The 12434-nt window shown below is 65.7% G+C and carries 13 protein-coding genes; 9 read left to right on the top strand and 4 right to left on the bottom strand.

The window, feature by feature from the left end; all coding sequences use genetic code 11:
• Positions 1-90: 90 nt before the first annotated feature.
• Entirely contained in the window at positions 91-324 is a 234-nt protein-coding gene (locus FEJ81_RS10810; protein WP_138245298.1) for a DUF2249 domain-containing protein, read from the bottom strand.
• 69 nt (positions 325-393) lie between these two features.
• Positions 394-621 (bottom strand): DUF2249 domain-containing protein, encoded by a 228-nt coding sequence (locus FEJ81_RS10815; protein ID WP_138245299.1) that lies wholly within the window; start codon positions 619-621, stop codon positions 394-396.
• A 135-nt stretch (positions 622-756) separates the two neighbouring features.
• On the opposite strand from FEJ81_RS10815, the gene FEJ81_RS10820 reads away from it, so the two are divergent.
• The 6 genes from FEJ81_RS10820 (at position 757) to FEJ81_RS10845 (ending at position 6806) form a co-directional block, all read left to right on the top strand.
• Positions 757-1431 carry a helix-turn-helix domain-containing protein gene (locus FEJ81_RS10820; RefSeq protein WP_138245300.1) on the top strand — a complete coding sequence of 225 codons (675 nt, stop codon included), beginning with the start codon at positions 757-759 and terminating at the stop codon, positions 1429-1431.
• A gap of 371 nt (positions 1432-1802) precedes the next feature.
• Positions 1803-3413, top strand: a complete 1611-nt coding sequence (locus tag FEJ81_RS10825; protein WP_138245301.1) for a 4Fe-4S ferredoxin N-terminal domain-containing protein — start codon at positions 1803-1805, stop codon at positions 3411-3413.
• Positions 3410-4798 (top strand): NrfD/PsrC family molybdoenzyme membrane anchor subunit, encoded by a 1389-nt coding sequence (gene nrfD / locus FEJ81_RS10830; protein ID WP_138245302.1) that lies wholly within the window; start codon positions 3410-3412, stop codon positions 4796-4798. Before FEJ81_RS10825 ends, nrfD begins: the two co-directional genes overlap by 4 nt.
• Positions 4795-5106: a hypothetical protein gene (locus FEJ81_RS10835; protein ID WP_138245303.1), complete on the top strand. Its 312-nt coding sequence runs from the start codon at positions 4795-4797 to the stop codon at positions 5104-5106. The genes nrfD and FEJ81_RS10835 overlap by 4 nt, the downstream gene beginning before the upstream one ends.
• Before the next feature lie 139 nt (positions 5107-5245).
• A complete protein-coding gene (locus tag FEJ81_RS10840; RefSeq protein WP_138245304.1) occupies positions 5246-6337 on the top strand; it encodes an Mrp/NBP35 family ATP-binding protein in 1092 nt (363 codons plus the stop codon).
• A gap of 142 nt (positions 6338-6479) precedes the next feature.
• On the top strand, positions 6480-6806 hold the full coding sequence (locus FEJ81_RS10845; protein ID WP_138245305.1) for a cupin domain-containing protein: 327 nt from the start codon (positions 6480-6482) through the stop codon (positions 6804-6806).
• A 15-nt stretch (positions 6807-6821) separates the two neighbouring features.
• On the opposite strand, the gene FEJ81_RS10850 is transcribed toward FEJ81_RS10845, so the two are convergent.
• Together FEJ81_RS10850 and FEJ81_RS10855 are read right to left on the bottom strand one after the other, a co-directional pair.
• Positions 6822-7955 carry an asparagine synthase C-terminal domain-containing protein gene (locus tag FEJ81_RS10850; RefSeq protein ID WP_138245306.1) on the bottom strand — a complete coding sequence of 378 codons (1134 nt, stop codon included), beginning with the start codon at positions 7953-7955 and terminating at the stop codon, positions 6822-6824.
• Complete coding sequence (locus FEJ81_RS10855; protein WP_138245307.1) at positions 7952-8635, bottom strand: PHP domain-containing protein; 684 nt, start codon at positions 8633-8635, stop codon at positions 7952-7954. The genes FEJ81_RS10850 and FEJ81_RS10855 overlap by 4 nt, the downstream gene beginning before the upstream one ends.
• A 130-nt stretch (positions 8636-8765) precedes the next feature.
• Between FEJ81_RS10855 and purL the strand changes: the two genes are divergently transcribed.
• The 3 genes from purL to FEJ81_RS10870 all read left to right on the top strand — a co-directional run bounded on the left by purL (position 8766) and on the right by FEJ81_RS10870 (position 12406).
• Positions 8766-10898, top strand: a complete 2133-nt coding sequence (purL, locus tag FEJ81_RS10860) for a phosphoribosylformylglycinamidine synthase subunit PurL (protein ID WP_138245308.1) — start codon at positions 8766-8768, stop codon at positions 10896-10898.
• A 170-nt stretch (positions 10899-11068) separates the two neighbouring features.
• Positions 11069-11656: a response regulator gene (locus FEJ81_RS10865; protein ID WP_138245309.1), complete on the top strand. Its 588-nt coding sequence runs from the start codon at positions 11069-11071 to the stop codon at positions 11654-11656.
• A gap of 69 nt (positions 11657-11725) precedes the next feature.
• Positions 11726-12406, top strand: coding sequence for a class I SAM-dependent methyltransferase (locus FEJ81_RS10870; RefSeq protein WP_138245310.1), 681 nt, complete (start codon positions 11726-11728; stop codon positions 12404-12406).
• Positions 12407-12434 lie beyond the last annotated feature (28 nt).

Consider the following 12434-nt stretch of genomic DNA (forward strand, 5'->3'; position numbering starts at 1 on the left):
GTTCGGCCGCGATGTGGTTCTGTGGAAACCAACGGTCGAGACGGTTCTGTGAAAACCGACGGGGTCGATACCGTCGATTGTGACGCCCCGCTATGCCTCTACTTTCGGGAACGTGGCGACGAACTCGTCGGGGGCGACCCGTTCGACCTCGTAGCCGTCAGCGTCGAAGCTGTCGACCTCGGCCTCGAACTCGTAGAACAGCGGCTTGGGTTCGTGGTCGTTGACGATCGTCAGCGACTCGCCCGGCTCGAGGGCGTCGAACGCGTCGTGGATTTTCGGATGGCGGTTCACCGGCGGAACGTCCCTGACATCGAGTCGCGTCATGCGAGTCGTACTCGGGACGAGCGATGCATCGACGTTTGCGCGAATATGTTCGGGTAGCGATTCGGTCGGTTACGCGTGTTCGATGAGTACGTGCCAGACGCCGCCGTCGCGTTCCTCGCTCTCGTAAGCGAACCCGCGGTCTTCGAGCACCTCGTAGAGCGGCTCCGGCTCGAAGGGAGCGATCAGCCGCAGTCGTTGTTCCGCCTCGAGTTTCTCGAGTGCGGCCGTGATATCGTCGAACGGCGGGCCGTCGATCTCTCTGACGTCCAGCGTTCGTTCTGTGGATTCGGTTGCCATCGGTCTCGCGTTCGAGTCGCGACCGGTTGGTCGTTCGTCCGAACGTGTTCGTCGCTATCGATCTTCCCGCTCGGCAGGAATTCGCCGAACATATTCGTAACCACCGGCATATAGATTCGAGCGGAACACGTTCGTATGGCTCAAGCCACACTCACTCTCACGTTGCCCGAGGAGGTCTGGATACAGCAGCTTTCGACGGACTACCCCGAGTCGACCTTCCGGGTCCTCGCGGCCGTCCCCGGCGCCGACTCCGGCTTCGCGCTCGTCCGCATCGCCGGTCCCGCCGTCCCCGAGGTGATCGAGGGCATGGAGGAGCATCCGCAACTCACCGAACTCACGCTCGCCCAGTGGAGCGACAACGAGGCGACGGTCCACTTCGAGACGACCGCCCCGCTCCTGTTGTTCTCCTCTCGAGAGTCGGGGATGCCGATCGAGCTCCCGGTCGAGATTCAGGACGGCGAGGCGACGATCGACGTGACCGGCTCCCGGGAGCGGCTGGCCGAACTCGCCGAACAGCTCGAGCACTTCGGCCTGCAGTACCGGATCGAACACGTCCGCGAGCGACTCCACGAGAGCCAACTGCTTTCCGAACGCCAGCTCGAGGTGATCGTCGCGGCCGTCGACGAGGGATACTACGACACCCCGCGGCGCTCGTCGCTGACCGAACTGGCCGACCACCTCGACATCGCCAAGTCGACCTGTAGCGAGACGCTCCACCGGGCCGAGGAGGCGATCATCAAGCGGTTCGTCGAGGACCTGCCGAGCGTCGACAGCGAGGAGCCGCTCGAGGAGGAACTCGCGAGCACGTAGATAGGGGCACGTCGGTGTGGTGAGAGTCGAGTCTCTCGGGATCGCTCGCCGATCGAGCACGTGTCCCGTGACGGCGGGCCGTTCGATTACAACGAGTCTCTTTTTCTCCCGACCGCGGTCCGAAAACTGAGGGGGTTCAGCCCTCCGTCGCCCGGCTCGAGCCCGGTTCGCTGTCGATCCCATCTCGCGCCCTGTCTTAAAACAGCGAATATGTTCGCATCGATTCTCACGCGCTGGAAATCGACTCGATACTTCATCCGAGTACGGTTGTGAGACGGGGAACGAGGAGCAACAAATGAACGATTTGAAGTGCATGCTTTCGAGTACAACCAGCATGACACCAGCGTCATATTCAGAGGTGTTCTGATCTAATGAGTACGGACGATGAATCATTCCACCCGCTCGGCGAAGAGTGGGAGGACGAACTCGAGACGATGCTCGACGATACCGAGTACGACAGCGACCTCGGTATGGAGATGGCCCAGGACGCGATGCGGGTCACGAAGGGCGAACTCTCCGAGTCCGAATTCCACGAGCGCTATCACGAGGACGTGATGGAGGAGTTCGGCGAGGACGAACGCCCGACCAAGGAAGCCTACGAGGCGGCACAGGAGGAGGCGAAAGGAACCGCCTCCAACATGCTCGATGCCTTCGACGGCGACGGCGGCGAGACCCGCCGCGAGACGATGAAGAAGATGGGCGTCGGCGCGGCGGCCGTCGGAGTGGGTGCCTTCGGTGCCACCCACGACCCACCCGAACAGAGCCTCAGCGCCGCTGAAGGCGGCCACTCGGAGACCACCGAACACAGCGACACCCAGTGGGGGATGACGATCGACCTCGAACGCTGTGACGGCTGTCTCTCCTGTATGACTGCCTGTACCCAGGAAAACAGCCTCGATCAGGGGGTCAACTGGATGTACGTCATGGCATTCGAGGACGAACTCACGTCTTCTTCGTCCCCGCAACCCGACGTAGTCGGTGGCAAATCCGACTTCAACATGCTCGTGCGACCGTGCCAGCACTGTACGGACGCTCCCTGTGAGAAGGTCTGTCCGACGACGGCCCGTCACACCCGCGACAAGGACGGCCTCGTCCTGACCGACTACGACGTCTGTATCGGCTGCCGGTACTGTCAGGTCGCCTGTCCCTACGGGGTCAACTACTTCCAGTGGGACGAGCCCGATACGGACTACAGCGAACTCGACGAGAGTCACACGATGGGCGAGTACGAGCACGGCGAGCGCTGGGTCGACAGCCGTGCGCCCCGCGGAACGATGAGCAAGTGTACGATGTGTCCGTCCCACCAGGACGGGAAACGGGGCGACGAAAAGGTCGGTACGTCCGCGTGTGAGGAGGTCTGCCCGCCCAACGCGATCCAGTTCGGGAACGTCAAGGACGAAAAGAGCGATCCCTCCCAGCACCGCGAGCACCCGATCAAGAGCCGGGCCGTCATCGACGTCGAACGCGACGTGCCCTCGCCCGACACGCTCGACGAGAACCTCAGCGAGGACGACGACCTCGCGTCCGCGACCGAGGCCGTCGAGGACCTCACCACCGAACTCGTCAGCATCATGAAGGCGATCGAGATCGTCAGTCGGGACACCGAGACCGATCCGGGCGAGGAGGAGAACAATACGATCCTCCAGAAACAGGAGACGATCCTCGAGGTGCTCGAGACGCTCGAAAGCTACGTCGACCTCGAGAGCGAGGACGTCCTCGCCGAACTACAGCTCGGCTCGGGCGAATCCGACGACGCGATGGTCCGACTCCAGCAGTTCGCCGGCAACCCCAGCGCGAAGTTCAAGCTGCTCGAGGACATCGGGACGAACCCGAACATCACCTACCTCGGTCAGGAACCCGGACCGGAGGCCGAACAGGTCGAGGGGCCGACCAAGTACGAGGACGTAGGAGACCTCGTCGACAAGCGACAAGACATCCTCGACGAAGGGACCGTCGGCCGCGTTGACGGGGTGTCGTTATGAGCACGAAGATGCCGTCCGAGGAGGACATCCTCCGGCCGATCAACACGCTCACGACGAAGTACTTCATCATGTACGGCGCTGCGGCCCTCGGCCTCGTGGCCTTCCTCGTGGCCTGGGCCTACCAGCTCCAGCAAGGGCTGATCGTCACCGGCCTCGGCGACTGGGGCTCCGGTGGCGGTTCGACCTGGGGGCTGTACATCGGCGCGTTCATCTGGTGGGTCGGCGTCGCCCACGGCGGCATCATCCTCTCGGCCGCCGTCCGCCTGCTCGGCATGGATCGGTACCTGCCGATCGCCCGTATCGCGGAGATGACGACGATCGGCGGCCTCTCGGCCGCCGGCTTCTACATCCTGGTCCACATGGGCCGGCCAGACCGGATGGTCACGAGCGTCATCGGTCACTACCACATCACGGTCAACAACTCGCCGCTGGTATGGGACGTGACGGTCATTACGGCCTACTTCGTGCTGTCGGCGACCTACCTCGGCCTGACGCTGCGCTACGACGTCGCTCGGCTGCGCGATCAGCTCCCGTCGTACGCCCCGAAGATCGGTAGCTTTCAGCTTCCGGACCTCTACGGGCTGATCTACGGCACGCTGACGATCGGCTACACCAAGAAGGAAGACAAGATCATCGATCGGATGGTCTGGTGGCTCGCGGCCGCGGTCATCATCATGGCACCGCTCCTGCTCCACGGCGGCGTGATTCCGTGGCTGTTCTCGGTGCTCCCGGCGATGCCCGCGTGGACCGGCGCGATTCAGGGACCGATGTTCCTGAGCATCGCGCTGATGTCGGCGATCAGCGGCGTGATTATCATCTCCTACGCCTTCCGTCGCGCCTACGGATGGGATCACATCATCACCGACGACATCTTCCGCGGGCTGCTCCTGTGGCTCGGGTTCTTCTCCCTGCTGTTCCTCTGGTTCCAGCTCCAAACGATCCTCAACGGTTCGTTCCTCGGACCGCTCGACCAGGCACACGCGACCGAAGCGAAGATCTCCAACCCCATCTACCGCGTCGCGATGGGGATGGTGTTCGCCACGCTCGTGTACATCTTCGTGCAGGGAATCCGCCCGGCGCTGTTCAGCAAGAAGCGGGCGCTCATCGCCAGCGTTGCGGTCCTCACCGCGACGCTGACCGAGAAGGTCCTGTTCGTCGTCGAGGGGTTCATGGACCCGCACTTCAACATCTACGAAGCGGTTCCCGGGGAGTACTTCCCGAGCGCGATCGAGTGGCTGTCGCTCGTCGGCACGGCCGCCTTGGTTGCACTTTTATTCCTCAATCTCTCGAAGCTCGTTCCGGTGGTCGAACTCCACGCGGTCGAACACCTGCGCGGCGACCACGAGCACAGTGAGGAAGCGACCGAACCCGAGGTGGAAGCATGAACTCAGCACTGACAACGATCCCGGCGGAACTCCTGTACCACGGTTACGACGGTACTGCCGGCTTCACCGGCTTCGCCAACGAGGGGACCTACATCATCTTCGCCGTCATCCTGGTCCCGGTCTACATCATGCTCGCGGCGTGGTTCCTCGGCGAACCCCGCGACACGAAGACCGGACTGACCGGCGTGAGCTACCTCGTCGGCCTCACGACGTCGATGTGGGTCGGTATGTTCGTTCTGACCGTCCTGATCGGCATCGTGTTCTACGGCGGCCCGCCGGAACCGTTCAGCAGCGTCGGTCCGCCGTAACCGTCGCTCGAATCGCATCCGAACACCGGTTCCATTTTTTCATAGCGGACACAGCAGGCCCGTCAGTGCCATCGCTCGAGTCCCGAACCATCACACGTATCCCGTTCCGACCCCTCCGTTCGGCTAGCACAGAGTCACTATGAGTATCACAGAACACGAACTCGAAATCAAACTCGAGGCAGTCGAAGACCCGGACCTCGGCGAGGACATCATCTCGCTGGGACTGGTCAACGACCTCACGATCGACGACGAGACGGCCCGGATCTCGGTCGCGTTTAACGCGCCGTATGCCCCCTCCGAACTGGAACTGGGCAACCGGATCCGTGATGTCGTCGAAGAGGCGGGTCTCGAGGCCGACCTGCGAGCGCACGTCGGCGAGGACCACGGCTTCGACGAGGAGGTACTCCCGCAGGTTCGCAACGTCATCGCCGTCTCCTCCGGGAAGGGTGGCGTCGGCAAAACGACGGTTGCGGCCAACCTCGCGGCCGGACTCGAGAAACGCGGCGCGATGGTCGGCCTGCTCGACGCCGACATCCACGGGCCGAACGTGCCCCAGATCCTGCCGCCCGAGAGCGATCCGGGCGTGACGCCGAACGAGGAGATCGTGCCGCCCCGCTCGGACGGCGTCCGTCTCATCAGCATGGGGATGATGATGGAAGACGACGACGATCCCGCCATCCTCCGGGGTCCGATGGTCAACAAGTTCATGGTGAAGTTCCTCGAGGGCGTCGAGTGGGGTCGACTTGACTACCTCATCGTCGACCTGCCGCCGGGAACTGGCGACGCGACGCTGAACCTGCTCCAGTCGATGCCGGTGACCGGATCGGTCGTCGTCACGACGCCACAGGAGATGGCGCTCGACGACACCCGAAAGGGAATCCAGATGTTCAACAAACACGACACGCCGGTGCTGGGCGTCGTCGAGAACATGAGCTCCTTCATCTGCCCGTCCTGTGGCGACCAGCACGGGCTGTTCGGAACCGGCGGCGCGGACACCATCGTCGACAAGTACGATGTCCCGCTGCTCGGGCGCATCCCGATCCACCCCGACTTCGGTGCCGACGGCAGCGAAGGGGCGCTCGTCAAGGACGACGACAGCGAAGTCCAAGGTCACCTCGAGGACGTCGTCGGCGAAGTCGCCGACCGGATCGGCGAGCAGAACCGCCGCAAAGTCTCGGAGAACGTCACGTACGAACCGCAGAACAAGCTGCCGACCGAGACCGAGGACTGAGTCGGCACATCGCGGCAGTGCGGAGCAGCGAGCCGTTCTCTCTTCTACTGCGATCTCGACGGTTCGAGGCGGGCCGCGCCGGTCGCTCGCGTTCGCCCGTCTCTCCCCCGCCGTTTTAGTTCCGCCCGTCGAATCGGACGATATGCTCGACGCATACGCCGATTCGATCGCCGACCTCGAGCCGGGAGACGGCGAGGTCGTGACCGCGGAACTGGTCGTCACCGACGATGTCCTCGTGAAGGCTTTCGCCCTCGGGCCGGGCGCGGAACTCGAGGCGCACGAACACGCCGAGAGCACGAACGTCTTCCACGTGCTCGAGGGGACGGTGACCGTGATACGGGGCGAGGAAAGCGAACAGGTCGACGCGCCCGGCGTCGTCCATCACGAGCGCGGCGTCGACCACGGTGCGAGAAACGAGACCGACGAGACGGTGGTCTTCACGGCGAGTCTCTGCCCGCTGCCGTCGTGAGGAACGGCCGGGAAATCACGCGGTCGGGTCGGTATCGCGGTCCTCGAGCAGCGACGCGACGTACTTCGTGACGTGGTCGTCCATCCGTCGCTTGTAGCCGGCCTGCCGAGCAAGCCGGTCGAGTTCACGGGCGACGAGGCTGCCGTACTGGACCGCCTTCTTATCCCGTGTTGCGACCTCGTCGGGGAGATACCGCGATGCGACCCGGCGGAAGCCGCGCTTCCGTTCGTCCGCGTCGGCCAGCAGGTCGTCGGGCAGTCGAAGCGCAGCCTCGACCACGGTGTCGTGAAGGAACGGCGCGACCGGCTCCAGCCCCGTCGCCTCGATCGTCAGCACGTCCCGCGGCAGCTGATCGGGCAGACTTCGGAGCTGTTCGCGGACGGCCCCGCGGACCGTCTCGGCGTCGACCCGGTGGTCGAGCCTGACGACCTTCTCGTAGCCGCCGAACAGTTCGTCGGCTCCCTGCCCGACGGCGAGGGCGTCGAAGCCGTCCGCGGCGACGCGTTCGCCGACCAAATACAGCGGAAGCGCGATCTGGATATCCATCGCGTTCGTGCGGCCGGTCGCCCGTGCCACCTCGGGAACGGCGCGCTCGAGGTCGGCCGGCTCGAGGTCGACGACGGTCAGGTCGCGGCCCATCGCGTCGGCGGCCGTGCGCGCGGCCTCGACGTCGTGGCTGTCGGGAAAGCCGACGACGTACAAGGGGGCGTCCAGCAGTTCGGCGACCAGTGCGGAGTCGACGCCGCCGGAGAAGGCGACGGCGATCTCGCGGTCGTCGTCGCGGACGGCGTCGGTCGCCATTTGGATCGCACCCTCGAGCGCCTCGAGCGCAGCGTCGCCCTCGAGCGGGTCGGGATCCGGCAGTGCCCAGCCCGATTCGGGATCGGGCAGCGGGCCGTCGGCGGGCGCGGCCGCACCGGCCGGGAAGAGCGTCGGCTCCTCGAGTGCGGTCGGCTCGAAGGCCCATACTGGGTCGCCGCCAGTCTCGGAAGCGCCGTCGACAAACAGCGGGACGCGGCCGAGCACGTCGCGAACGAGGCGGCCGTCGACCGCTCCCGCGAAGCCGGCCGATCCCGGGAACGGGTCGTCGTCCTCGAGCGCGGTACGAACCGTCGTCGGGTCGGCACCGCGGAGCGTCGGCTCGGTCATTGGAAGAGTTTCAAAACGTGGCTCAGTCGTCGCGTGACGCCGCCGGCGAACTGCTGGATGCTGATCCGCCACGGCGTTCGCTTTCCTTCGACGGTCGTTCGACCGTCCGCGATGGCCGCGAGGATCGCCTCGACGGAGCGCTCGTCGGCGTCGACGCGGGTGACCGCCTGCCCGACCATCTCGCTGATGTGGGCGTCGCTACCGGCGGTCATCGGCAGATCTCGCGACCGGGCGTAGCGTTCGGCCTGTCGGTTGGCTCGCCCGGTGAACAGCCGGGAGTTGTAGACCTCGATCGCGTCGCCCAGCGCGAGTTGCTCGCGGGAGATGCGGGCCATCACGCCGTGGCGCGACTCCTGAAACGGGTGGGGGACGACGGCCAGCCCGCCCTGCTCGTGGATCGCCTCGAGCGTCGATTCGAAGGAGAGGCCGGGCGGAACGGCTTCCTCGAGGCCCAACCCGAGCACGTGGCCCGCCTTGCTCGAGATCTCCATGCCCGGGATTCCGACCAGTCCGTAGTCGGCGGCACGCTCGGCGGCCTCGAGGCTCGCGTCGATTTCGTCGTGGTCCGTCACTGCGATCGCGTCGAGACCGACGGCTTCGGCCTGCTCCAGGATGAGCTCGACCGGGTCGCGGCCGTCGTAGGACAGCGACGAGTGCGTGTGAAGTTCGACCGACAGCACGAGCACACGTTTAGGCGGCCTGATCAAAAGCGACTCGGTCCGCGACTCGACGGTCGCGCGACCGTCCGATGGTATCCACGAACGTGCATATAGAAACCCATTTACCGACCGACTTTCACCACCTAGATGAATGAGTCTTGCCGATTCGGACCGCGAACTCGTCGTTTCCGAGCTGGGGCGGGAACCGACTCGAGCGGAGGTGGCGCTGTTCGAGAACCTCTGGAGCGAGCACTGCGCGTACCGCTCCTCGCGACCGCTGCTGTCGGCGTTCGACAGCGAGGGCGAGCAGGTCGTCGTCGGGCCGGGCGACGACGCGGCGGTCGTCGCGTTGGACGACGAGACGTACATCACGCTGGGCATCGAGAGCCACAACCACCCCTCCTACGTCGACCCGTTCGACGGCGCGGCGACCGGCGTCGGCGGCATCGTCCGGGATACCCTCTCGATGGGTGCTTACCCCATCGCGCTCGCGGACTCGCTGTACTTCGGCGAGTTCGACGACGACCACTCGCAGTACCTCTTCGAGGGGGTCGTCGAGGGGATCAGCCACTACGGGAACTGTATCGGCGTGCCGACGGTCGCCGGTAGCGTCGATTTCCACCCCGATTACGAGGGCAATCCGCTGGTCAACGTCGCTTGCGTCGGCCTGACCGACGACGAGCGACTCGTTACCGCCGAAGCCCAAGAACCGGGGAACAAGCTCGTGCTCGTCGGCAACGGCACGGGTCGGGACGGACTCGGCGGCGCGAGCTTCGCCAGCGAGGACCTCGCGGAGGACGCCGAGACCGAGGACCGACCCGCGGTGCAGGTCGGCGACCCCTACTCGGAGAAGCTGCTCATCGAGGCCAACGAAGCGCTCGTCGACGAGACCCTGATCGAGTCCGCTCGCGACCTCGGTGCCGCCGGCCTCGGCGGTGCCTCGAGCGAACTGGTCGCCAAGGGCGGCCTCGGCGCCGACATCGAACTCGAGCGGGTCCACCAGCGCGAGCCGAACATGAACGCGCTGGAGATCCTGCTCGCCGAATCGCAGGAGCGGATGTGTTACGAGGTCGCACCCGAGAACGTCGACCGCGTGCGCGAGATCGCCGAGCGGTTCGACCTCGGCTGCTCGGTCATCGGCGAAGTCACCGACGGCAACTACACCTGCACGTTCGAGGGCGAAACCGTCGTCGACGTCGATGCCTACTTCCTCGGCGAGGGCGCGCCGATGAACGATCTCGCGTCCGAGGAACCGGCACAGCCGGAAACGGACCGCCCCGAGGTCGGCCTCGAGGCGGCCTTCGACGCCGTCGTCTCGAGTCCGAGCACCGCCTCGAAGCGGTGGGTCTACCGGCAGTACGACCACGAGGTCGGCGTGCGGACGAGCGTCGGGCCGGGCGACGACGCCGCCATTATTGCGGTCCGTGAAGCCCAGCAGGGACTCGCGATTTCGTCGGGTGCCGCGCCGAACTGGACCGACGCCGCACCCTACGAGGGGGCCCGCGCGATCGCGCTCGAGAACGCGACGAACATCGCGGCCAAGGGCGCGACGCCGCTGGCCGCGGTCGACTGTCTCAACGGCGGCAACCCCGAGAAACCGGACGTGTACGGCGGCTTCACGGGCATCGTCGACGGACTCGCGGAAATGTGCGAGACGCTGTCGACGCCGGTCGTCGGCGGCAATGTCTCGCTGTACAACGACTCCGTCGCGGGACCCATCCCGCCGACGCCGACGCTGGCGATGGTCGGCGCCAAGGACGGCTACGACGCGCCGCCGCTGTCGGTCGAGTCCGCGGGCGACCTGCTTCTCGTCGGCGACCTCGGCCTCGAGGCCGGCGATACTCGCCTCGGCGGCTCCGAGTACCTCGCGCAGTTCGGCGGCAGCGACCGGTTCCCCGACCTGCCCGACGACCCCGCAGGCCTGATCGAGGCGCTGGCCGCGGTCGCCGATGCGGACTCGACGCTCGCGGTCCACGACATCAGCCACGGCGGACTCGCCGTCGCCCTCGCCGAAATGGTCACCGAGGACGCCGGCCTCGAGGTGTCGATCCCGAGCGAGGACCCCGCGGGCGCGCTGTTCGGCGAACAGCCGGGTCGCGCGCTGATCCAGACCGAGTCCGTCGAGGCAGTTCGCGAGGCGTTCGACGGCGTCGCGCCCGTCGTCGAACTCGGCGCTGCGACCGACGACGGGACGCTCGCAGTCGAGATCGGCGACCGAACGATCGAGACCGACGCGGCCGCGATCCGCGAGCGACGCGCGACGATCGAACGGGAACTCGAGTGACGACCGCACCGGCGCGACCAATTGAGTCGGATCCGAGTTCCATTCTCGAGAATTTGCCACGGAAAAGCGGTAATATCCGTCACCACTGCCACGTTCGCCGTCTATTGTCCGACATATTGATATACAATCGCCGCGAGTAGTCCAACGAACCAACAGTTTCGGAGGCTCCGATGACTACCGACACCCCATCCGTCCTGATCGTCGAAGACGAACCCGACCTCGCGAACCTCTATACCGCGTGGCTCGAGGAGGAGTGTACCGTCGAGAGGGCCGCCGACGGGGCCGACGCGCTGGCGGCGATCGACGACTCGATCGACGTCGTCCTCCTCGACCGGCGGATGCCGGGGCTCTCGGGGTCGACCGTCCTCGAGACGATTCGGGACCGAGGCCTCGAGTGCCGGGTCGCGATGGTGACGGCGGTCGAGCCCGACTTCGAGATCATCGAGATGGGGTTCGACGACTACCTGGTCAAACCCGTTTCGCAGGACGAACTGGTCGGCGTTATCGATCAACTGCTGCTCCGGACGACCTACGACGAGCAGCTCCGGGAGTTCTTCGCGCTCGCCTCGAAGAAGGCGCTACTGGACGATCAGAAGAACGAGGCCGAACGCCGCTCGAGTCAGGAGTACGCCGAACTCAGAGACCGGCTGGCAGTCCGCCGGGTCGAGGTCGACGACACGATGCAGGAGCTCTTGGCCCGGGACGGCTACCGCCAACTCTGTCGCGATATTGCGAGCGACTCCGTCGTCCGGGAGTGACGGCGTTGTACCTCCTCGAGTCCACAATCGTCTCGTGCGTTCAGTAGGGACACCGACGAAAGAGCACACATGACACAACCGAATCGGACCGACGACGCCGTCAAGGACCTCGTCCGACAGCACTGGAACGACCGCGCCGCGACGTTCGACGACGCGAGCCATCACGGCATCCACACTGACGAACAGCGCGAGCGGTGGCTGTCGGTTCTCCGCGAGTGGACCGGTGACGACCCCCTGCGAGCCCTCGACGTCGGCTGTGGGACCGGCGTCGTGTCGCTGCTGCTGGCGGAACTTGGCCACGACGTTACCGGCGTGGACTTCGCCCCGGAGATGCTCGAGCGTGCACGGACGAAAGCTGAACGGGCCGACCGCTCGGTTGCCTTCCACCGTGGGGACGCGGAGTCGCTCGCGGTTCCCGACGACGCCGTCGAACTGCTCACGGCCCGCCACCTCACCTGGACGCTTCCGAACCCCAGTACGGCGATCGACGAGTGGCAGCGCGTCGTCGAACCGGGCGGCGACATCCTCCTGATCGAGGGGTACTGGGACCACGACGAGCCGTGGGACGAGTACGAGGCAATCCACGACGAGTTGCCGATGTACGACGGCCGCCCGCCCGCCGACCTCCGCGAGTTCCTCGCGCGGAACGGCCTGACGGAGATCGAGCACGAACCGCTGTCGGACCCGGCGCTGTGGGGCCGAGAGCCCCACCACGAGTATTACGTCATGACCGGAACGGTCCCCCGCTAAGCAGTCCGCCTCGCTCTTCTCGTCCCGG

It is taken from the genome of Natrinema versiforme, from assembly GCF_005576615.1.
Taxonomy (GTDB): domain Archaea; phylum Halobacteriota; class Halobacteria; order Halobacteriales; family Natrialbaceae; genus Natrinema; species Natrinema versiforme_A.